Below are 22387 nucleotides of genomic sequence, written 5' to 3'. Positions count from 1 at the left end.
AAAATTTATAATCAAATAAGATCATGAAAAATATTTTTTATAGCCTGCTTGCAGGTATAGTTGCAATGCTTGTAATAACAGGCTGCAAAAAAGATAAAACGTTAAGCAGCACTAATGTATCTGCAGTCAGTAATCTGTTTTTACCGGAAAATGCTAAGTACATTAAAATAGTGTCAGGTGCAGCAGGGTCGGTAGCATTTGAGTGGGAGCAAGCCCACGCAGAAGATAATGGCCTTGTGCTTTATGAAGTTGCTTTTGATAAAGAAGGTGGCGATTTCTCTAAACCACTGTATTCTGTACCTTCTGACGGTAACGGTTTATACAACAAACTTACCTTAACTTTTAGCGACCTCAACAAGATTGCTACACTTTCTGGCGTAAAACCGCAGGAATCCGGTAAAGTGATCTGGAGAGTGATCTCATCAAAAGGTATTAATGAGGTAGCGTCTAAAGAAAGCCGCGTTGTAGAAATAGAGCGCCCTGCTGGTTTTACTGATGTACCTACTGAGCTGTTCCTGACCGGTACTGCTACTGAAGGTGGCGATGATTTAAGCAAAGCGGTAAAATTCAAGCAAACTGCGCCTGGTAAATTTGAAATTTTCACCTCCCTAAAAGAGGGAAGTTTTCATTTTGCTGACCGTATAACAGGTACCCCGGGTACGTATTCTTACGATGGGACCAAGCTTACAGAAGCAGGTAACACCAATTTTGCAGGTGCAACCAAAGTAGAAAGAATAGAAGTTGATTTTAACGTTGCCTCATATAAAGTAACGGAAGTAACTGCTGTAGGTCTGTGGTTTTCTGCTGATAATAAAATATGGTTTGATCTGCCTTACTCAGGTAATGGTACCTGGAGTGCAGACAACAAATCGATTGTTTTCCACCAGGAATCATGGGGACGTGACGAACGCTACAAATTCAGGTTTACATTTAAAAATGCCGATGGCAGCACAACAACCCAGTACTATGGTAGTGCAAATGCCGACAACAGCGCTGCAGACGCTAACACGCCGCCTACATACTACTACATGAAACCGGTAAACAACTCTCAGTACGATTACACCTTCAAGTTCAACCACGCCTTTGACAACAAAACGGCAAGCATTAAGGTGATCTTTAATACCACTGTTCCGGAATACACGCATACAGTAATAGGTAACTAATTCGCTTACTAGAGATGCTTGCAGTATTTAAGCCTGAAAGCATCTAATCATCAAACTTTAGTTTATGAACAGCATAACCCAATATATAAAGAAAGTAGCACTGGCGGGCCTTATTCCCGTTATGCTTACATCCTGTCTGAAGGATAAACCCTTTCCGCTGTATGACAATAAGCCGTCTGCAGTGATTAATTACACTTTTGCAGCCACGGCAGATACTCTGCAGGATAAAACCTACGCAACTTTCCTGTCGGCAAACGGCAATTACTTTATACAGAGCAGCGCAGGCAACACTAATTATAACTATTGGCCGCAGGCGCATACAATGGATGTTTTTACAGACGCGTTCCTGCGCACTAAGAACGAAGTTTACAAGCAGCGTATGAAATCATTGCTGAACGGTACAAAGATCAGCAACGGCAATAAACTGCAAAACGAGTACTACGACGACATGGAGTGGCTGGCGTTATCAACCCTGCGCGCTTACGAAGCTACCGGAGATGCCGATTACCTTGCTGCCGCAACCACCTTGTGGACGGATATTAAAACCGGTGTTAACAGCAACCAGGGTGGTGGTATAGCCTGGCGTAAATCACAACTGGATTATAAGAACACACCTGCAAACGCTCCCGCTATAATATTTGCAGCACGCTTATATCGCCTGCAAAAGAACCAGGCCGACCTTACCCTGGCTAAGGAACTGTATACCTGGTTAAAAACAACACTGGTTGACCCCTCATCAGGTATTATATGGGATGGCATAAACGGTAACCACGATGGGCAGATCAGCAAAAACAAGTTCACCTACAACCAGGGTGTATTTATAGGCGCCGCGCTTGAGCTTTATAACGTAACAGGCGACGGCACTTACCTTGCTGATGCCGTACGCACTGCAACAGCTACTATAAAGGATCTGGATATTTCACCCGGTGGTTTGCTAAAAAGCGAAGGCCAGGGCGATGGCGGTTTGTTTAAGGGTATTTTAGTAAGGTACCTGACATTACTGACCCTGAAAGAAGATGTTGCATCTACCGACCGCGATGCCTACGCAAAGTTTTTAAAATACAATGCTGAGACCTTATTTGCCAAAGGTATCAGCAGGCCCGATTACCTGGTTAGTCCGGATTGGAAAACCAAGCCCTCGGGTGCAATAGACTTAACCACGCAAATAAGCGGGGTTACGACGATGGAGGCCGCAGCCACGTTAAAAGCAGCCGGCAAATTTTAAGTACTGAGATTGGGTCTTCCGGGTGAAACTTGCCCGGAAGATTTTTATTTTGACCCTACATTATCTATGAAAAAACTGTCGTTAACCGCGCTGCTGTGCGGTGCAATAGCTTTGAGCGCTATAGCACAAACCACCAACTACAACTCCCGCGTTCAAGCGCTAAACAAAAACATTTACAGCAAGCTGTACGATGCTAAAGCTAACCTGTACCTGGAAACCACAGATGCTGCTACTAATAAGGGCAATCATTCGTTCCTGTGGCCTTTAACAGCATTGCTGCAGGCAGCAAACGAGATGGAAGCACTGGAGCCTAAAAAGCAGTACATAGCCCCTGTGATGAAGGCTATAGATCAGTATTATACTGATAGGGCACCCGCACCTGCTTACCAGGCCATGGTGGTAAAAGAGAAAACAGATCCCCGCTTTTATGATGATAACGAATGGATAGCCATTGCGCTGATGGACGCCTACGCGCGTACCCACAAGAAGGAATACCTGGAAACCTCTAAAATGATCTACCGTTTCCTGCTGACCGGCTATAACCAGGTGGGCGGAGGCGGCTTTTACTGGGAAGAAGGCAACTTAAAAAGCAAAAATACCTGCTCAAACGGGCCGGGGATTATAGTTGCGCTGCGTTTATACCAGGCAACTAAACAAAAAGCCTATTTGGACACCGCCATAAAGGTTTATAACTGGACAAAAAAGAACCTGCTGGCTCCTGAAGGTGTTTATTATGACGCGCTGAAGGTACCGTCACTGAAAATTGATTCGGCGTTTTATACGTATAATGCGGGCACAATGCTGCAATCGGGGGTGATTTTATACAATATTACCAAAGACAAAAAGTACCTTACCGACGCCCGAAACGTGGCTGCTGCATCAGAAAAGGTGTTTTTCAGAGATGGTAAACTGCCTGGTAATTACTGGTTTAACGCGGTACTGGTACGTGGCGTAATAGAACTTTACAAGGTAGATAGAGACAAAAAGCAGCTCCAGTTTATCGTCGATGATGCCGAGCACGTGTGGAAAGAAGAGCGCGACGAACAGAACATGTTGGGTAAGAGGAAGATAAAGTCGCTGATTGACCAGGCGGCGATGATGGAAACTTACGCCCGGCTGCAGAAGTTGCTTTCGAAATAGCGTTTGCTGAGCAAAAGTGTTTCGGGTGGGAGTGAAACAGTGTGAAACACCCGAAACACTTTTATTTGTTAAGTGCGTGGTAAATAGATAATTGCCAATTCAGGCGAAACAAAGCGGAACAGTTTGAAACAGCATTTCGCCCATATCCAGTAGGAGTGACGGCTGAATTCCAGAGCTCCGAGGTGGCCTCTTTCCGGGTTGTGTTTTTTGGACTTTTGAAAAATGGGTGCCAAAACGGTGGTCCAAAATCTGCAAAAACCACACTTTTTACGAGGCCGAAAACAACCCGTTGCCCCGCCGATGGTCCATAAAGCAGGTTTTTATAGAAACGTGTTTTTCGCCTGTTTTTTAAAAGTTGACGACGGACGTCAAACCACCACGTGAGCACCACTTGGCTGTCGAAACTTTAAACTTCGAAAGTCGTTTTTTTATTTAATCCCCTTTTCCAGTTTGGCGTTCTGGCCGGCCTGGATGAGCCATGTCCCGTTCTTTTTGGTGAGCACGATCATCCGGCGGAATTCAAACACTTCCCCCGGGTAACGGGTATCGTCAGAAAGGCCTGTCCGCACGTGGGCAATGGCCACGTCGGGTTTCAGGTATTGTATATCCTCAACCGCGCGGGTGTAGTAATGGCTCTGTTTAAAATAGCCGTTATGGGTGGTGCGGTAATGGTCTTCAATATCCTGCCTGCCTATGTAGTAAGCCCCGAACCAATTCACCCAGGTAGCATCGCTGCTGTAGCTGGCGGCAAGCGCTTTTGGGTCGTGCCGGTTCCAGGCATCCTCATAGTTTTTAACCAGCTTTCTTATCGCGGTGTTGTTGGTGGCCGTATCAATGTTTTGCGCCCGTGTCGACGACAGAAACAGGCCTGATATACCGGCTATTAGTAAAATGTGGAGGCTGCGTTTCATAGTGATAGTGGATGATATACTAAGATACGCAAACTTGGTTACAACCGACAGTGACTGGTGATATCAGAGCTTTTTGGAAGGTAGGCGGTGACGATTGCTTTATCCGAGAATTAACAGGTTGGTAGCACACGCGGCGCGCGTGCTTCAGCAGAAGGGGTGCTTTCGGTAGATACAAGGCTGCCTTTAGCGTGGCGGGTCAACAAGGAAGTTTTAAATTTCAACATATAGTGGTAATATATTGTTTCGAGCTATCGCCAAATTAGTAAAATAGGCTTTATTAGCGATGTGTTTGGAAAGGATAGCATTTTCTATTAATTGCGTAAGTAAATCCTCCACTTCTATAACATTTAAGTTTTTGTTATTATAGGCATAACTTAGTAAAAAAAAATAGGAAAAGTATAGGTTAAATATTTTAATTTGATGTGACGCGTTTGGACTCCATTCCGAATCGATCCATGCTAATCTTGTTAATAAAATCTTTATTTCTTTGACCAATGGTTGTTCTTGACCTTCGGAATAAAAGTGAATAACAAAATTTGCAAAATCAGTTTGGAACAAATTATTAATATATTCCTCATCGTTGAAAAGTATTTCATCATATAATGTTTTCCAGCGATTAAAAGCGGCATTTAGCGCGATTTTGTATTGGTCGCTGGTAAGACGCAAAGCCATTTGCTTTAATAGAAAGTTCCTGGCTTCTAACGTATGGTCATATTTTGAAAATGGTAGCCAGGTGGAAAATAGAGCAGTGATATCTTCATCGTTTAAATTAACCATCTGATCACCTAAAGCCAAATTAAAAAGGGTACTTCTATGCAAAAAATCTATGGCTTTAATATAAAAATTTCTGTTATGCAGATAAAGGATGTTAAGGCTTTGTCCAACCGTTTTAATATCTCTCTTGTTATATTGATTCTTTTTATCGGGGCGATCAGTAAGCAATCGTATTATTTCAAAAATCACCCAGCTGTTAGTTAAACGCGGGTGTCCCAACAAGGTCAATAAGGCTTGTCTCGGAAAACTTTGAAAGTAGAAAACTATAGTTACCGGGTCAGATAACCTATTTATTTGCTTTATGAAAGCATTTCTATCAAATTGAAAGTAAAAATATAATAGGTTTTCAACTAAATAATTAAAATGGAACCCTCTGCCACCTCTTTCCGTTGCAAGAACAAAATCATATACTTTTTTGAGGTCATTTTCTACAAACCCGACTTTGGCATGTTGCGTCAATTTTCTTTCGTAATAACCAGCATCAGGAACTAACTCGATTTTAATCTTGAACTTTTGGATCAACTCTTGCAAGTTATTAACTAATTTATTTTTTCCTTTGAAACGTCTTTTGCCTGCTCCAAATTTGTTGTTGTCGACTTTAAGATAACAATTGCAGTACACAAAGATTACGAGGCATTTCAAATCACCAGTCGTGAAAAAGCGGTCAAGATAGATATGTGCCACTTTAATAAGACCAGCAATTTCATGCTGATCGTTGCCATCCGTTGTAAATATCGGATACAATCGACGATCAAGGGAAGATAACGTTTTGTGACTCTCAATTTCAAACAGAAGTTCTTCTACAGAATACCGCTCTAATTTCCTGGTGATTTTTCTTAAAGTAGGATTTACTTTCGCTTTTTTTTGTAGTATAAAAGCTTCATTAATGATTGCTAACGGGATTTCCATACTAAACAATCTTTGTTATTCAATTTATTCCATAACTCATTGAAGGCATCGACAACTCGCTGGGGATGGGATACTTCCTGTAAAATATGATGACTATTACCAATTGAGTTAATTGAAGTCCCGACTGAATAAACCTTTGCTTGGCGTTCTTTGCTTCCCGAAAATATTAAAAATCGGTCGTGAAAGGCCCACCCATAGCTTTCATATTGCATCCTAAACTCTAAATTAAGGCCATAATTGTTGTGCTGAGTATCGTCCAGTATTTTCTTTTCTCCGGCTATTATCAAAGCAGGCGACACCCCTTTCTGATCATAGACTTTTTTCGTTGACGCGTCAATGGCTCCGATAGCTCGTAATTCGACGCCAGCTGTGGGAGAGAAATATAAAGTGTTCAAAATATCGTTTGCTCTCAAGTAGGGATCCCACAAAGCCACACCATTTGCGTCATTATTATTGATCAATATCCTTAAGTCATTCAACGCTTCGATAGCGCTATCTTTGAAATACTGTTTAAACGAAAGCGATTTCTCTAAGCTTTCCTTTTCAGCTTCATAAAGATTGTTAGCTATAAAGGTAGCATAGTCAACAATATTACCTACGCCACTTTTCAGGCCTTTTGACGATATAGAAACTATCTGCTCCTCGCCACCAATTTTGAAAATGCGCGGCTCGTCGCTACCTATACTCGTGTTTAATCCAAATCTTCGCAAATACGTTCCATCGAACACAGATAACAATAGGTTCGGGCTTTCGCTCCACACTTTCACATGGCTTACCTGATTGATATTGCCTATAATGATTTCCTGTTCATCTTTACCCTCATAAGGAACCATCGCGGCCCCCATATAATTTTTATCCATTGTAGAGTCAACTTGAATAAGGTAAGTCTTCTTAACTGTTAATCTATTGTGCCATTTAAATTTAAGGATAAGCCCATCCCAATCCGGCCTTGCCTTCGATGCAAGGTTAATAATCGTAACTGGAAATTGAAATATGATATTTCCTATCCGATCTCTAACCACAGAAAGGTCGATTGGTACTACTTTCTTGATCTTTTCGCTAACTTTATTCAGAAGATGTAAATGGTCGAGCGTACTTAAGCACTCTGTTAGTTTTTTCGACTCATCGAAAAACTCAATAACATAAGAACCATTATGAAAGTTGTTTTTTAAAACTCTGCTTAATCGTTGGCCCTCATTCCCGGGAACAAATTGTTTACTGAGCTTTACAAGCTTTTCCATCTTTAGGCTTTCGTTATTCCGAAATGCCCATTTATTTTCAGTTGCAAGTTTGTGGAATGTCGCTTTAGCTGTATTTATAGACATTTTATAACGCTGGATGCCAACGTCGAAGTTTTTATCTATAGCTATGGGACGACAAAGAAATTGATGGTCCTCTTCAATAAAGGGCTTTTCTTCAAATGAAGCCAAGATATACAAGTTGATTAAAGCCTTGTCACTTTTACTTATTAAAAACATCTGTGTGATCTCGCAACTTCTAAAGAAGCCTATATTGCCATCCACAATCAGCAATTCCAGATCCGCATCGTTATCTTGTTTTCGTTTTTTTAAAACCATACAGGAGTGTTAAGGTTAGCATTTAAATTTATAAATTTATTACTATTTAGAGCTCGTTGTGGAGGTTTCGGAATTGAACGTCCTGTTACCGCAATCGCCGCCGCCACTGGCGCACGCTTGCCGCGTGTGTATTTACAGATTCGAGGCCATATCAACAGTAAACTTGTTACGCGTGGAACAGCGATAGTGTCAGGCGGTGTTAGTGTTCCCTTATTTTTCGCTTTTTTGCAGCAATTGGCGTCCCAACATGGCAAGAAAACACGAACCTGACCCAACTAACAAAAGCCTGTTATCACTTGGTTGAAAAACTACCTTAATCACGATAATACCGAAGCCAAAAGGGACTAAGAGTAGCGCGCCTGCAACCAGCTTCCGTCTCCATTTCCGCCGTTTATCTTTTTTTAACTTAGCTCTGAAAATCAATTCATCTAACTCCTCTGCACTCGCTTCCTCTACCTTTAGCAACTCTAATACCTGCTCGTTAATATCAGCCCATTGGTCGTAATTATCAAGTGTAAATGCTTTATACATAGACAGAAAATTAATCAGTTCTACTTGCAGCTGCGTTGAATCGGGTAAATAAAAGATAACATATTCATCAAAATTGTAAATGGTGCTATTCTCAAAAGCGGTTAGTTTTAGCGGCGAATAAAGGCTGCCCACTAACGCCGCTATATTTTCTACTTCGTTGATATCATAAATCGGTTGCTTGTGGTATATGTGGCCTAAAAGCGTCCTGATATATATGGGATCATCCGTCGGTTCTACATGCTTGTTAAACACTTCAACAAGTCCGTTAATGTCGCGACTAAGCGATATCTCAATTAAAAAATAGTCAGGTTCATCTGCCTCCTCAATACGCTGATCTGCCCAGGCTACAATTTCCTCTTTAGATATCACCCCACGTATAAGCCCCTCTCGAAATACGCTGAGCAGTGGCTTTAAATCTTGTACCTGTGGAGAAGAAGTCATTATAAAAGTTGTTCCCGGTTTATGTTTTTAATATAGTCATCCTTGTCGCTCACTCACGTGCGCCAACTCTGGTGTGGCAGAGTGTCGCGTACGATAACCAGATGTGATGATAATGCATTTAAGCGGCTGCTGTTTTCAGTTTAGCCGTTTATCGGTTTATTTGAACAACTTCTTTCAACTCCTTATCTGTGATTCTTTCTCCTTCAATAATTCTAGCACCTGTTCATTAATATTAACCCAATGGGTATAATTTTGAAGTGTAAAAGGATTGTAGATAGTTAAAAAGTTCTTTAATTCAACCTTTAACTCCCGAAATTCTGGTGGGTAATGTACATAGTAATCATCAAATGTGTAGATGGAGCTATTTTCAAAATCAGTTAATTTCTTTGCTGATAATATGTTATCAACCAGATTTGCTACCCTTTCTACTTCTTTAACTTCATCAATGGGCAGCCTTTGGTATACAAGTGCTAAAAGCACTCTATCACGTATAGGATTAGCTGTTGGTATAACATGTTTGTCTAATAATTCAACGAGACAATTAACATCGTTACAAAGCGCTAACTCCATTAAAAAGTAGTCCGGTTCATCTGCTTCCTCAATAAGCTGATCTGCCCAGGCTACAATCTCTTCTTTAGAAATCACCCCCTGTATAAGCCCTTCGCGAAATACGCTGAGCAGTAGTTTAAGATCTTGTACCTGTGGAGAAGAAGTCATTATAAAAGTTGTTCCCGGTTTATGTTCCTAATATACTTAATCTTCCGGTTTCTCCCGTGGGTACGCCGTTCACGGCTCAGGTAACCACTATAAACAATACCCTTCCGCGGGGTAGAGAAATAACATCATTTTACCAATGGCCTTCCGTTTAATGCCTGAATGAGTACCAGCACGGCCAATAGCGCGTAAACAGCGCCAAACAGCAGCGTAAAGCGCACGTTCTTTACCAGGTAGAAGGCCACCAGGGGCAGGAGTTGTAAAGCATGCATGCCTACAAAGTGGGCTATACGAGGGTCGCCAAACTGGCGGCTCCAGTTCAGGAAGGGCAAGCCGCCGCCGGTGTCGGTACCGCCTATGGTATGCGACATCCGGCCGCCCATTACCGCGCCTTCCATCGCGAAAACAACGAACAAGAAGATACTGATGCGAATGGCCCAGAGGTAATAATCGGGCAGGTAGGGGAGCGGCCTGCTGCAAAACAAAATGCCAATATAACCGGTGTACAATGTAACGGCGGTGGCAGCCAGTGCCATACCGCTGTAAAGCGCGGCGTACAGGGGCGTGCTGCGGTTGTAATGTGATAGCTGCCCGCGCCCGGCCTGGAAGGTGATATAAAACAACTCGAACCCAAGCAGCACAACGGTAACCCAGCTATACAAACTCACCTGCCCGGGCAGGCGCAGGTACCAGGCGTACCAGGCCATTGTAAAGCAGTAGATGCCGATAGACAAGGCAAACTTTAGGGGCTTGTACCAGGCGTTGGTGCCCGAAACCTGTACCTGGCTTACCCTGGCGGCAAACAAAAACACTACGGCGCAAAGCAGGCACAGCAACCCGAAATAGAACAGTACTTCGTTCCTGGCCCGTAGTTCGGTTACAAAACCGTTTAGGGTGAAAGTGTTTAATAAGAGATTTTTCATATTTAATTAAGTTTAATAATCATTGTTTATTTATTGAACATTGTTCATTAACGAAGCAAAAAAATAGCTATAGCTTCTTCAGTATTTTTAAAAATTCTTCGAACCCGGCAGTTACGATGCCGTCCGCGTTCTGCAGGTGCACGCCGTTTGCACGGTCGCTGATGTGGAGGCTGCACATGCCGTGAACCAAACTCCAGATCATGAAGGTAAGCGGTTCTGCCTGGTGCCCTGTGAAATGCCCCTGGTGGATGCATTGCTCCACGGTTGTTTTTAATACCGTAAAAGCCGACAGTCCTTCGTCCCATTCCTCGTTCTTTGCCTGGCTTAAAACTTCCATAGGCGCCTTTAGGGTAAACATCAGCTCGTACATATCCGGGTTTTCCATTGCAAACTTGATGTACAAGCGGCCCATGGCAATCAGGCGCTCCATAGGGCTTTCTACATGGGCCAGCACCTGGAACTGGCTGCCCAGCTGCGCAAAACCAATACTATGCAGTTCGTTCAGGATAGCGTTCTTGTCCCTGAAGTAAACATACACTGTACCGATGCTGTAATCAATATTCTTGGCAATACTGCGGATGGTGGTCTGTTCGATACCCCGTTCCACGAACAGTTTACGGGCACTGTCCAGGATCAGTGTCTTTAACTCTTCTTTCTCTTTTGCTTTACGATCGGCGGTACCCATGCTTTTACTTGTTGCAAGTATAATGAACATTGTTCATTAAATAAAGTTTTTGTTGGATTTTTTAAAAAGCTTTTTAGTGCCGGTACGTTTGTTCAGCAATTCGTAGCAGGCCAGCAACTCAGTGATCTCATCGGCACGGCCGATCACGCCATCGGTAACCCGTGCGACCAAACCGTCGCCCGAGTGCAACTTAGCCAATTCGGTAACCAGCACCAGCGGCACCGAACGCATATACATTTTTGTGCGGGCATAAACGGCCAGTTTACCCACAAACACCGGGTTGCACGCAGAGATCAGTTTTTGTAGGCGTGTTAAACGCTCCTGGTCCTTTTCATAAAATGAGTCGTTCAAGCTCCAGGTAACCACGGCGGTGTATAGTTCCATTTCCGGCGACAGCGTAAATGCTTTAGCACCCGCGTGGTTAACAGTGGGCTATGAGGCGCCGATTGTAGTGGTCGACAAAAAGTATTACACCTACAGCGATAAAGATTATAGTATCACCAATAGTCCAATAAACCAGCAGGATATGCAGGTACTGAGCGAAGTGTCTGGCCTGTTAAAGCAGTTTAAAGGCTTTAACCACTTTACTGATCTTAACGAGATGGTGAGTAAGCTGGAAGATAAGATCTATACCCAAAACACGCATAGCCCGCCGGTGATTGATTTCGAGAAGAACGATAATCTTAAGGGTTTGGAATGGATAGAAGTAATACGTAAAGCCATTGTAGCGAAAAAGACGATGTGTATTACTTACCAGTCGTTTAAAGCACGTGAAGCCAGTACCTTTTGCTTTAGCGGGTACCTGTTAAAAGAATACCGTAACCGGTGGTTTGTACTGGGGCGATCGCACAAGCGGAATGCTCCGCTACTGACGTTAGCCTTAGACCACATACAAACCGTTGAAGAGCATAACGACGATTACCGGGAGAACAAGGATATTGACCTTGCCACGTATTACAACGATGTGCTGGGGGTTACCAAGTCCCCGGGTCAGCGGGATTGCGAGGTAATCTTTTGAATAGATAACGCACACGCCCCATATGTAATTACCAAACCGCTGCATCATACACAGAAGCTGCTGGGCGAAGATGACGGCGGGAAAATCTTCAGCATTAAAGTGATACTGAACTTCGAGCTGGAACGCGAGCTGCTGGGCTTCGGTTCTAAGATGAGGGTGTTTGGACCCAAAGCATTGGTGAAGCAAATCAAAAAGCAGCTTGCCAAAACGCTGGCCAATTACGAAGCTACCAAGCCCGATATGGATGAACCTGACGACAACTCCGCTAAACCGCAACCTTAAGCGACATGCGCTTGCTCATTACTTTTTGTATCAGTACCTCCAGTTTAGATTTGTAATCATCGCGAAGCCACTCCAGGTAGTTCTTGGTTACTTTGCCCAAGCACTTGCCATATTGTTTTACACGCCAGTCTATCTCTTTATCCAGTTCGCCGGCCAGTGCCAATGCTTCGGTAATGGTCTCGCTGTTATCTGCACACATCTGTACATGTTGCTGAATAGAGGCGTTAATAACAGTGCTTGCTTTTTGGTGACTATCCATTGCCTCCTGGTAAGCCGTTTGGATGTCAAAAGACAGCTCCAGGCTATTCGGGAACTTTGAGCGCATCTCCGACGGCATGCTGTGCGCCTCGTGGCTGGTTTGGCAGTGGATGCTTTCGCAATACTCTTCGGGCTTGTCAAACACGTACTGCCAGTCAACAGTGGCGTTCCATGCTCCAAACCGTTCTGTATTGTTGCCCAGGTCTATAACGGTGAAGTTCTTCTTGTTAGGCAGCTTTCGCGATCCGCGGCCAATCATCTGGTGGTATAACGTTAATGAAGTAGTGGCGCGGTGTAATATTACGGTTTGTATGGTTGGCTCGTCAAACCCGGTAGTTAAGATAGATACAGAGGTGAGTATCGCTCCTCGGGTTTTCTTCAGCCACTTTAAAATTTCTTCACGTTCTGCCGCAGGGGTTTCGCTGTCCAGGTGGCGGACGGGGTAACCGGCATCATTGAACATTTTACAAACCGCTTTAGAGGCGAAAATTCCGTTGTTAAATATCAGCGTCTTCTTATTTTTTGAATGTGCTTCATAAGCGTGCAGCAGCAGGTCCAGCATAGCCGGTGAAGCATAAAGTTCATCAGATGTGCTTGTAGTGAAGTCGCCGTGAGTGCCGGTGTGTAAGGTATTTAGTTCAACATCATACCGCCATATGGTTGGCTTGGCCAGGAAGCCCTGACTAATTAATGCGCTGATGCTTTCACCAATCACCAGTTCGTTATACGTGTCGCGCATAGGGGAGGTGATATCGGAGCTGTAAGGCGTGGCCGTTACACCTATAATAAGGGCGTTGTCAAACTTGTCCAGCAGCTTCTGGAACGAGTTATGATGCGCCTCGTCTATAATCACCAGTCCTATTTCATTGGTGTTGAAGACACCCTCGTTTATACGGTTGTTAAGCGTTTCCACCATGGCTACATAGCAGCCGTAATTATCTCTTTTGCTTAGCTTTTTTACGGCACTGTTAATTACTTTATTCCTAATGCCCAGGCTTTTGAGAGTAGATGAGGTTTGATTGCAAAGCTCTGCACGGTGGGTGAGGATCATTACTTTTTGACCGTATTTACTTATGAAACGGTTAGCTATTTCAGAAAAGATCACCGTTTTTCCGCCGCCCGTAGGTAGCTGGTATAACAGCTTGTAATTGCATACAGCCTGTTCCATTTTATTGAACAGCGTATCAATATCTCTCTGCTGGTATTCGTATAATGTTGTTGGTGTTTGTTTCGGTAACAAATTGGTAGTGGTGTTCATACTGGTTAGTAATTACAACAATGCCTTAGCAGGCAGAGCATGTGTAATCCTAATCAAGAATTCAGCCAATAGTGGCGGTACCTGATGAAAGATCATCGATACAATTGCTACGAAGAAGATATTATTTTGGCATTGTATAATAATATCTATATTTGCGCGCAGTTCCTGATCCGTTAACCATTTAATATCAAGGATTCATGACAGAGCAAATCTACATATCGCCCCTTCCGCTCATTGCCTAACAAGGCAGGCAAATTCTGTATTTTTTAATGCTAATAAATACTGGTTACAATAGTAGCCCTGAAATTTTTGCTTGCCAATTTTTGGCTGGTTGAGCGTTACCTAGAGGGTATGTCCTTAATCAAGGACTGACACAAATCAACACCATTTTAATATCACATGTGCTAAACACACATGCACGGCCGTGCCATGTTCATCCGGCGCGGCAAACATTTAACAAAGTATAAACAACAGCCGGTACAGCTTTCAATAGCTTTGCCCGGCTTTATGGACATAACCCACATGGGCAATTTAAAAACAAAAGATCTGAGTAAGATTGGGTATGATAATGACCAGCTGCGAAGTCTGGTTATTGGTATAGCCGCTAAAAACTTCAAACACCACAGTAAGCAACAACTGCTGGACCTGCTGGTGAACATAAAAAACGATCCGGAGGCATTTCTGGACGATGAGCTAACGACAAAGATAGCCACCAAGATAATAGGTAAGCTGGATGGCCCTGCCTTTAAAACGTTTGAACTAAGGCAGGAACCTGTTTACTGTAAAACCTACGGTGGCAAGGGTATAGAAAGTGCTGCAAAAAAGCAAATGGAGCTTGCCAATTTGTTGCCGGTAAGCGTACAGGGTGCCTTAATGCCCGATGCGCACATGGGCTTTGGCCTGCCTATCGGCGGCGTGCTGGCTACAAATAATGCGGTAATACCCTATGCGGTAGGTATGGACATCGGCTGCCGTATGGCCTTAACTATTATAGATGAGGGTGAAGCCTATCTAAAACGTTATGATTATCAGATAAAACAAGCACTTAAAAACTACACCCATTTTGGTATGGAAGGAGGGCTCGATACCCGGCAGGAGCATGAAGTGCTGGACAGCCCGGTGTTTAATGAGATAGGCTTTCTGAAACCATTTCGAGGGAAGGCAGTGCGACAGTTAGGAACGTCGGGCAACGGAAACCACTTTGTAGAGTTTGGAGAGATAGAGCTTTTAGCAAATAACTCCCTGGGGTTGCCTGCTAAAAAGTATAGTGCTTTATTAACGCATTCGGGTAGCAGGGGTTTGGGCTCGGCAATAGCGCGGCACTACACTCAAATAGCTATGAATACCTGTAAACTGCCAAAGCATGCACAGCAATTGGCCTGGCTGGACATGAACAGCGAAGCAGGGCAGGAGTACTGGCTTACCATGACACTAGCGGGCGACTATGCAAAAGCTTGCCATGAACGGATACACGCTAACCTTTTAAAAGCATTAGGGCTGACTGCCCTGTACGTGGTAGAAAACCACCACAACTTTGCGTGGAAGGATCAACTGCCAAACGGCCAAGATGTTGTTATCCACCGCAAGGGTGCCACGCCTGCTCACAAAGGCGAACTTGGTATTATTCCGGGCAGCATGACGGCGCCTGCCTACCTTGTAGCGGGTAAGGGGAACGGTGATGGCTTGTATTCCGCATCGCACGGCGCCGGGAGGGCCATGAGCAGGCAAAAGGCCAAGGACAGTATTACAGTTTCTGCCATGAAGAAACTGCTTAATAACGCAGGTGTAAACCTAATTGGCGGCACAGTGGAAGAAAACCCGATGGCTTATAAGGACATTGACACGGTAATTAGTGCACAGCAATCGCTGGTGGAAATCCAGGGTAAGTTTCTTCCGAGGATTGTAAGAATGAACAAAGAATAATATGGAAAAAATGATCATACAAATTACCTCGGGCAAAGGCCCGGCAGAATGCTGCCGGGTTGTTGCCCGGGTACAGCAGCTAATGATGCAGGAGGCAAAGCAGTTGGGGATAGACATGCAAGTGCTGGAAAATAAACAAGGCGAATTAAATGGTACGTTGCTGTCGGCAACTATGATGGCTACAGGTAAACACCTTGCCGATTTTATAAATGCATGGATAGGAACGGTGCAATGGATAGCGCAAAGCCCTTACCGCAGATATCATAAACGGAAGAACTGGTTTGTTGGCGTAGCAGCCTTTGATGTTAAACAATTAACGCAGTGGAACCCCAAAGATGTTAAGCTGGAAACTTGCCGCTCCTCCGGACCGGGTGGGCAAAACGTGAATAAAGTAGAGACCGCTGTGCGGGGCACGCACCTGCCATCAGGCATACAGGTAATGGCAATGGATACGCGATCTCAACTCGAAAACAAGAACTTGTGCCTGGAACGGCTGGAAGCAAAGATAATGCTTTGGCAAACAGAATCGTTAATGGAGCAACAGCAAAGCCAATGGCAGCAGCACAACATATTGCTGCGGGGAAATGCTGTAAAAACAATTAAGGCTGATTTAATTTGAAATATTTAGGTGTAGCTACCAAGATCGAGATGCGCTTCGCTTGTGAAAGGAGCTGTAGTTTCCTTGGAAATATAATGGGTAAACAACCTAATTAACGGGCACGTGGCCGGATGCAATTTTGTCGGTCGCGTGCTTTTTGTACAGCCTGATAATTCGTTGCAACCTGGGCCTGTTATATCGTTGTACCAATATGGGATACAGGTTTAACAAAACATTCAACACAAGCAGCCAAATAGCTCCTTTAAATGAGTGCACCACACAAGCGTAAATCCATATTATCTGTACAATAATAAAGATTGAGAGGTGATTGAATTCTGCCTGGCGGGTGTTATACTCCAGCTGTTCAATAGCTTGCAGGTCGGGTTTTACAGGGTTACCTTTCTTGTGAAGCTTTTCCCACCCAGTTAATACCATCATTTTTCTGAAAGCATGTACACCAAACCACTCGTATATAACTCCTTTTTTTTCGAAGTTGCGAGTAGTGAAGTAAGAAAAAGATAGTTCGGGTTTTAAAGTTTGCATAACAACAGATACACAAAGCATCAGCATAAAGTTGACCGTCCAGGCGAAAAGGAAGGAATGAACGCCAGCTCTAAACATTGTAAAGGCAGTTATTAATGCGGCAACAACAATGCTGATCAGGATTATCAGGGTCTTACTTAATGTTGATTGTAATTGGGCAGGCATATGTTGTAAACATAACATTTGGTTACATAAAAATCAAGATACCGATAAAACAACTCTATATAATTACGCAAAGGTGCCTGTCAAAATTCTTGCTTACTTTCGCACAAATCATCGCTTCTTAAAACAGCGGTACTTATGATAAAAGCTTATAAACTATACACCGGCGCGGACGGACATTCGCATATACAAACTGGGCATGTTGCCGAGGGTGTATTTAACCTGGTAACTTCAATCCGTTTCCAGGAGTCGCCACCGCACTCGTTTTACAATTGGCATAACGCCCCGGCAGAACAGTACGTTATATCTATTGATGGTATATTACAATTTGAGACGTTCCTGGGTGAAATTTTTATTTTAAAACCAGGAGAGATATTGATTGCTATGGATACAACAGGCACTGCCCACAAGTGGAAATTAGTTGACGATAACCCATGGAAACGCGTGTACGTTACCTTTAGTGAAGAGCAGCCCGTAAACTTTGTTGCAGACTAGATATAAACTACTTCTGCATCAAAATGCATACCTGATGGTACAGTAGGGTATCATCTCGGCACACAAGGCTACAAGCTCGTCTACCAACTCGCGTTTCAGGTTGTTCTTGTACCGTACATTTCGCTGTCCGCTCTGGCTATATTTTACCTGCTGTATATCCGGTCGCCATAGTACTTCTTCGGCTTTGGGATGCCATAACAAATTAACATCATGTAATCCCTGGTTGTGTGTCAGAAAGATGATCTCGGTAGACAGCTGCCTTTTTGTTTGATCATCCAATACTGCGTTCAACTCGTCAAAAAGTTTACGCCAGTCATCCAACCAACCCTCATAGTAAATAACCGGGGCAAAGCTTGCGGTAACTTCATAACCTGCTTCTCTAAACTCGTTCATTACTGCTATACGGTCGCTTATTGGTGTGGTGCGCACATCCACCAGTTTAGACATCTGGTGCGGCATCAGGCTAAAACGTATCCGCGTTTTGCGCTGCGGATCATAGTTTAACATCTCCCGGTTCACAAACTTTGTTGCAAATGTTAATTTGGCGTTTGGCAAGGTAGTGTACAGCTTTACTAAGTCCTTTACATTGTCGCAAATAGCAGCGTCTGCAGAGCAGTCGCCGTTTTCGCCAATCTCGTACACCCAATACTCAGGGTCGGTCTCATCAGGTATAAGCTTTTTACCCTGCCTTGCAGCATGCCGGGTAAGGTAGCCCATAATCTGTTCAATGTTTACAAAAGTGGTTATAGGGTTTGCATACCCTTTTCGCCTCGGCACATAGCAATACGAGCACGACATAGCGCAGCCGTTGCTTTGTGAGGGCGCCACCCAGTGAGAGCTGCGGGTATTTGGCCTTGCAGAAAGCCCCTTTTTGGTACCTAAAATTAGTACATTCTTTTTATTCCAGAGCCAATCCTCCACAGATCCTTCAAAGCCAAACAGTTCGGGTATTTGGTTATGGGCTGGCACTTCTATCAGTTTGGCATCAGGATATTTAGCCAGTATTTCCCTACCTCGCGCAAATTCACGGACATTAGGTTCATGGTAAATCTCGTGTATGGCAAGCAGGTGGTCAATGGTCTTTTCGTGCAACATATTTAATGCTTAACACGTATCATACCATAAACAAGATAGTTGTAAGTATTACTGCAGGGGAATGCTTGTTTAGCCCTTAGCGTTTTTGCAGCTTAGTTGAACACATTGATAAATTTAAATTACTGTGCCGAAAAGGTACGCCTCCCGAGGTCTTCAACTACCTGGGTGCGGGTTTTATTTTCAAGCAGCATCAAAAACTCAATTGTGCCGCCTTCTGCTCCGCAGCCGAAGCATTTAAAAATGTCACGGTCAGGTATAACCATCAGCGAGCTCATCTCATCACGATGAAAAGGACATTTTCCTTTAAGCGCTTTGCGGCCGGGTTGTAGGGTAACATACCTGGAAATAGTTTCCACCAGGTTTAGTTGTGCAGACATAGCTAGTTCTTGTATTCTCCTGCGAAAATAAAATTATGTGTGCATTTAACAAGTGCTGTAAAGCTAATTGTGGATAAAAAGGCCTTTAATCAGGTTTAAGGCGGATTATGCCTTCGTTAGATCGTTACAAATACTGGTTAGAGATGCATCAAAGTGGAAGAACTATTTCATTTATCGACTGTTAAAGTGCTAAACCACCGATTATGACAGACGAGCAGTTCAGGGAAGAATATAAACCGTTACACGTGCCTGCAGCATACCATAATGAAGACACACTGCAGGATAAGATTATTTACGCGCTCGGCCAAATTGGCGAGGGGACACCAGAAGATGTACTGGCTAAACTTGAGGAACTGGAGCCTGGCCTGGGTACCGGATCTTGTGGTCAGGAAGTACAAACTATCCTCTACGGTTTGTTCGACCGCGGATTGCTGACCGGCAGGGAGGTAGATGCGGTGATGTTGTTTAATCTTCATAAGATCACCCGCAGCAATGAAGGTGCTGTAGACCCTGACCTATTAGCACCCGGGCTAGATTAGGGTGGTGATAATGTATTGAAACCTTAGTTAAATACAACAATAGCTATTTTTACCGCCACGCTGGTACTTGTGGTTATTTGGTTCTTTTAGGATAATTCTCCGCCTAGAAAAAGGTTAAGTCATCTGCTTTGTTTAGTAGTACATCGTAAACGTATTTGTACAAGTTGTAGTGTTGTAAACAATAAAACACCACAGTGAATTCCCGCTTGTTAAATGTTGTGACTGCTATTGCTGTCTTTGTGAGCTGGTTCTGTCTCAGCAAAATGATCTTTTACCTTTTTCAGCGCCGAGCCTATTACCTGGTGCATATCATAATATTTGTACTCGGCTAATCTGCCGCCAAATATTACATTGTCTTCCTTGCGCGCCAGTTGCTGATATTGTTTATACACTTCTGAGTTTTTAGCATCATTTACAGGGTAATAGGGCTCTTTATCAGCTGTCCATTCAGACGGATACTCTTTGGTGATTACCGTGTTGGGCTGTGTGCCAAATTCAAAATGTTTATGCTCTATAATGCGGGTGTACGGAATGTGGGCTTCGGTGTAATTTACCACTGCATTGCCCTGATAGTTCTCTTTATCATGTACTTCGTGTTCAAAATGCAAACTGCGGTACTCCAATTGGCCAAACTGGTAATTGTAGTATTCATCTATCTTGCCTGTAAAGATGATTTTAGGAGCCAACTTGTCCCACTCTTCACGATTTTCGAAATAATCTACCCCAAGTCTTACCTCAATGCCATCCAATAGCCCGTCTACAAGTTTGTTATAGCCACCAATAGGTATGCCTTGGTACTTATCATTAAAGTAGTTATTGTCGTAAGTAAAACGTACAGGTAAACGTTTGATAATAAACGCAGGTAGTTCAGTGGCAGCCCGGCCCCATTGCTTTTCGGTATAACCCTTTATAAGTTTTTCATAAATATCCGTTCCCACCAGAGAGAGTGCCTGTTCTTCAAGATTGGCGGGTTCTGTTATGTTCAGATGCTCTATTTGCTCCCTGATTTTTTCTTTTGCTTCTTCAGGAGTAAACGTTTTCCATAAGCGATAAAACGTGTTCATGTTAAAAGGAAGATTGTAAACCTCATCTTTATACACAGCGAGCGGGCTGTTGGTATACCTGTTAAATTCTACAAAAGAGTTTACGTAGTCCCAAATGTCTTTGTCATTGGTGTGAAAGATGTGGGCGCCGTATTTATGTACGTTAATGTCTTCTCGGTTTTCACAAAAAACGTTGCCACCAGCATGTTGTCGCTTATCAATAACCAGGCATTTTTTACCTCTTTTGTTTGCTTCATGGGCAAACACTGCTCCAAATAAACCCGATCCCACAATAAGGTAATTATAAGTAGTTCTAAATTCCATATTCAATTTTGCTGTTGGCAATAGTATATATTAGCCGGCCTTTGATAGCTTGGGCTCTGCATTATAATCCCACATTACCCGGAGATTGTTTCAGCATTAATTCGCATTTATCTGTGTAAAAAGCTACAGCAAACAAAGCATTATTAGTAAATAACCATAAGTATTCGGCTGAGTATGATTGTTTAACTTAAACAAAAATTAAAGGGAAAGTTTTTAAATAATTTATAAATTATCTTAAAAAGAAATTCCTACAAAGAGTTATAACAAACCACCCACGGCTGGCGTTCAGCTCCTATTTACAATAATGGGGTAGTGCTAATAAGATTGGTTGATAGATACGTAAATCGATTATACACAAAGGTCCACAAGTATCCGTGTTTATCAGTGATCTGGTTTAGCGGGCATTGGCGGCTGATCGATAGCGAGTCGTCGTTTTGGCAGGCTACCTTCGTGATTTTCTGCCAGGTACTTGATCAAATTTTCCCTGATGTAGCATCTAAGGTCAAACGCGGTAGAAGAGTTTACTGCACTTACTAAAGCCCTTAGTTCAATTGTAGCTTCTTTAACGTCAGTAACTTGTAATATCCCAACTCGTTTATCCCAAAGTGGCGTGTTGTTTAAAAGCCGTGTAAGTTCTTCCCTTAGTTTATCCACCGGAACGGTATGATCTACATACAAAAACACTGTACCCAGCAACTCCGATGTGGTGCGCGTCCAGTTTTGAAATGGCTTTTCTATAAAGTAGTTGATGGGAAGTATTAGCCTGCGCTGATCCCATATATTTAATACCACATAGGTTAGCGTTATATCTTCAACACGGCCCCATTCACCTTCTACAACCAGTACATCATCAATCCGGATGGGCTGCGTAAACGCTATCTGGAACCCCGCCAGCAAATTGCCAAGAGATTTCTGCGCGGCAAAGCCAACTATTATACCACCAATACCAACGCCGGTTAACAAACCGGCACCTATCTTACGCACACTCTCGAAGCTCAACAGTATAAGCGCCAGTGTAAGTAGTATAATAAGCACATTGGCCAGCTTCCGTACAAACTGCAGTTGCGTGCGTATTTTTCGTTCTTTTAGGTTGTCTGCTTTGTTGAAATTGTATTTGTGATAAACATAATCCTCCAAGATCCTGATGCCGTTCATTACTAAACTGGCGAAAGAAATCACCAGCATTATTCCAGCCCAGCGCTTAACATCGTCTATATAGCCATCTTTTAACGCCAGGTATGGCAGCAAGATGTTAAGCGTAAGCAGCGGGACAAAATGATTAAGCGGCCTGCTGAGACGTGTAATTACAGATCTGAAGAAAGAGTAATCTTCGTCTTTTTTATTTTTGTAGTAATTAAGCAGGATTGTTATAACCCACTTTACAACAAAGCCTATCAGCAATACAAACCCGATAACCAGCAGGTTCCACAACCAATGTGGCAGGTGTTTCGCCCATAAGTTTAGTTTATCCCCCATCTT

23 protein-coding genes are annotated in these 22387 nt (G+C 43.3%); 9 read left to right on the top strand and 14 right to left on the bottom strand.

All coding sequences use genetic code 11. From position 1 onward, the window contains the following. Positions 1–23 precede the first annotated feature (23 nt). The 3 genes from DYU05_RS05580 to DYU05_RS05570 all read left to right on the top strand — a co-directional run bounded on the left by DYU05_RS05580 (position 24) and on the right by DYU05_RS05570 (position 3528). Positions 24–1163 (top strand): SusE domain-containing protein, encoded by a 1140-nt coding sequence (locus DYU05_RS05580; RefSeq protein WP_117381974.1) that lies wholly within the window; start codon positions 24–26, stop codon positions 1161–1163. 64 nt (positions 1164–1227) lie between these two features. Next, on the top strand, positions 1228–2388 hold the full coding sequence (locus tag DYU05_RS05575) for a glycoside hydrolase family 76 protein (RefSeq protein ID WP_117381973.1): 1161 nt from the start codon (positions 1228–1230) through the stop codon (positions 2386–2388). Between the two features lie 66 nt (positions 2389–2454). Then, positions 2455–3528: a glycoside hydrolase family 76 protein gene (locus tag DYU05_RS05570; RefSeq protein WP_117381972.1), complete on the top strand. Its 1074-nt coding sequence runs from the start codon at positions 2455–2457 to the stop codon at positions 3526–3528. A 428-nt stretch (positions 3529–3956) separates the two neighbouring features. Here the strand turns inward: DYU05_RS05570 and DYU05_RS05565 are convergent, their stop codons facing one another. The 8 genes from DYU05_RS05565 to DYU05_RS05530 form a co-directional block, all read right to left on the bottom strand. Next, positions 3957–4439, bottom strand: coding sequence for a YybH family protein (locus tag DYU05_RS05565; protein ID WP_117381971.1), 483 nt, complete (start codon positions 4437–4439; stop codon positions 3957–3959). A 210-nt stretch (positions 4440–4649) separates the two neighbouring features. Next, positions 4650–6122, bottom strand: coding sequence for a hypothetical protein (locus DYU05_RS05560; RefSeq protein WP_117381970.1), 1473 nt, complete (start codon positions 6120–6122; stop codon positions 4650–4652). Then, positions 6107–7699 (bottom strand): VPA1262 family N-terminal domain-containing protein, encoded by a 1593-nt coding sequence (locus DYU05_RS05555; RefSeq protein WP_117381969.1) that lies wholly within the window; start codon positions 7697–7699, stop codon positions 6107–6109. The genes DYU05_RS05560 and DYU05_RS05555 overlap by 16 nt, the downstream gene beginning before the upstream one ends. A 210-nt stretch (positions 7700–7909) precedes the next feature. Beyond that, positions 7910–8671, bottom strand: a complete 762-nt coding sequence (locus DYU05_RS05550; protein WP_117381968.1) for a hypothetical protein — start codon at positions 8669–8671, stop codon at positions 7910–7912. Positions 8672–8845: 174 nt separating this feature from the next. Beyond that, on the bottom strand, positions 8846–9388 hold the full coding sequence (locus DYU05_RS05545) for a hypothetical protein (protein ID WP_117381967.1): 543 nt from the start codon (positions 9386–9388) through the stop codon (positions 8846–8848). 125 nt (positions 9389–9513) lie between these two features. Beyond that, complete coding sequence (locus tag DYU05_RS05540; protein ID WP_117381966.1) at positions 9514–10308, bottom strand: hypothetical protein; 795 nt, start codon at positions 10306–10308, stop codon at positions 9514–9516. Between the two features lie 67 nt (positions 10309–10375). Then, positions 10376–11023 (bottom strand): TetR/AcrR family transcriptional regulator, encoded by a 648-nt coding sequence (locus tag DYU05_RS05535; protein WP_205771793.1) that lies wholly within the window; start codon positions 11021–11023, stop codon positions 10376–10378. Between the two features lie 6 nt (positions 11024–11029). Then, positions 11030–11377: a hypothetical protein gene (locus DYU05_RS05530; RefSeq protein ID WP_235853958.1), complete on the bottom strand. Its 348-nt coding sequence runs from the start codon at positions 11375–11377 to the stop codon at positions 11030–11032. Between DYU05_RS05530 and DYU05_RS21545 the strand changes: the two genes are divergently transcribed. Further along, positions 11364–12011 (top strand): helix-turn-helix transcriptional regulator, encoded by a 648-nt coding sequence (locus tag DYU05_RS21545; RefSeq protein WP_449406636.1) that lies wholly within the window; start codon positions 11364–11366, stop codon positions 12009–12011. The two genes, DYU05_RS05530 and DYU05_RS21545, sit on opposite strands and share 14 nt — an antisense overlap. Beyond that, a complete protein-coding gene (locus DYU05_RS21540) occupies positions 12012–12293 on the top strand; it encodes a hypothetical protein (protein WP_449406637.1) in 282 nt (93 codons plus the stop codon). Here the strand turns inward: DYU05_RS21540 and DYU05_RS05520 are convergent. Continuing rightward, complete coding sequence (locus tag DYU05_RS05520; protein ID WP_117381965.1) at positions 12277–13809, bottom strand: DEAD/DEAH box helicase; 1533 nt, start codon at positions 13807–13809, stop codon at positions 12277–12279. The two genes, DYU05_RS21540 and DYU05_RS05520, sit on opposite strands and share 17 nt — an antisense overlap. A gap of 414 nt (positions 13810–14223) precedes the next feature. On the opposite strand from DYU05_RS05520, the gene DYU05_RS05515 reads away from it, so the two are divergent. Both DYU05_RS05515 and prfH read left to right on the top strand, forming a co-directional pair. Further along, positions 14224–15732, top strand: a complete 1509-nt coding sequence (locus DYU05_RS05515; protein WP_235853957.1) for an RtcB family protein — start codon at positions 14224–14226, stop codon at positions 15730–15732. 10 nt (positions 15733–15742) lie between these two features. Continuing rightward, positions 15743–16351 carry a peptide chain release factor H gene (gene prfH / locus DYU05_RS05510; protein ID WP_235853956.1) on the top strand — a complete coding sequence of 203 codons (609 nt, stop codon included), beginning with the start codon at positions 15743–15745 and terminating at the stop codon, positions 16349–16351. Positions 16352–16438: 87 nt separating this feature from the next. On the opposite strand, the gene DYU05_RS05505 is transcribed toward prfH, so the two are convergent. Then, positions 16439–17038 (bottom strand): glycosyl-4,4'-diaponeurosporenoate acyltransferase CrtO family protein, encoded by a 600-nt coding sequence (locus tag DYU05_RS05505; protein WP_117381963.1) that lies wholly within the window; start codon positions 17036–17038, stop codon positions 16439–16441. A gap of 135 nt (positions 17039–17173) precedes the next feature. On the opposite strand from DYU05_RS05505, the gene DYU05_RS05500 reads away from it, so the two are divergent. Continuing rightward, a complete protein-coding gene (locus DYU05_RS05500; protein ID WP_117381962.1) occupies positions 17174–17530 on the top strand; it encodes a cupin domain-containing protein in 357 nt (118 codons plus the stop codon). An 18-nt stretch (positions 17531–17548) separates the two neighbouring features. Here DYU05_RS05500 and DYU05_RS05495 read toward each other — a convergent pair whose 3' ends face one another. Both DYU05_RS05495 and DYU05_RS05490 read right to left on the bottom strand, forming a co-directional pair. Beyond that, a complete protein-coding gene (locus tag DYU05_RS05495) occupies positions 17549–18625 on the bottom strand; it encodes a spore photoproduct lyase family protein (RefSeq protein ID WP_117381961.1) in 1077 nt (358 codons plus the stop codon). A 119-nt stretch (positions 18626–18744) separates the two neighbouring features. Next, on the bottom strand, positions 18745–19002 hold the full coding sequence (locus DYU05_RS05490) for a CHC2 zinc finger domain-containing protein (protein WP_117381960.1): 258 nt from the start codon (positions 19000–19002) through the stop codon (positions 18745–18747). Between the two features lie 203 nt (positions 19003–19205). Here DYU05_RS05490 and DYU05_RS05485 point away from each other — a divergent pair, with 203 nt between their 5' ends. Then, positions 19206–19541 carry a hypothetical protein gene (locus DYU05_RS05485; RefSeq protein ID WP_117381959.1) on the top strand — a complete coding sequence of 112 codons (336 nt, stop codon included), beginning with the start codon at positions 19206–19208 and terminating at the stop codon, positions 19539–19541. A gap of 209 nt (positions 19542–19750) precedes the next feature. On the opposite strand, the gene glf is transcribed toward DYU05_RS05485, so the two are convergent. Both glf and DYU05_RS05475 read right to left on the bottom strand, forming a co-directional pair. Continuing rightward, positions 19751–20908 (bottom strand): UDP-galactopyranose mutase, encoded by a 1158-nt coding sequence (glf, locus tag DYU05_RS05480; protein ID WP_117381958.1) that lies wholly within the window; start codon positions 20906–20908, stop codon positions 19751–19753. A gap of 381 nt (positions 20909–21289) precedes the next feature. Further along, the gene (locus DYU05_RS05475; protein ID WP_117381957.1) at positions 21290–22384 is read right to left on the bottom strand and encodes a mechanosensitive ion channel family protein; all 1095 of its coding nucleotides are present in this window, start codon (positions 22382–22384) and stop codon (positions 21290–21292) included. Between the last annotated feature and the right edge of the window lie 3 nt (positions 22385–22387).

Origin of the sequence: Mucilaginibacter terrenus (assembly GCF_003432065.1) — a bacterium.
In the GTDB taxonomy this organism is placed as follows: Bacteria; Bacteroidota; Bacteroidia; order Sphingobacteriales; family Sphingobacteriaceae; genus Mucilaginibacter; species Mucilaginibacter terrenus.
The sequence above is the reverse complement of the archived record's forward strand: the minus strand, read 5'-3'. Positions and strand labels throughout refer to the sequence as shown.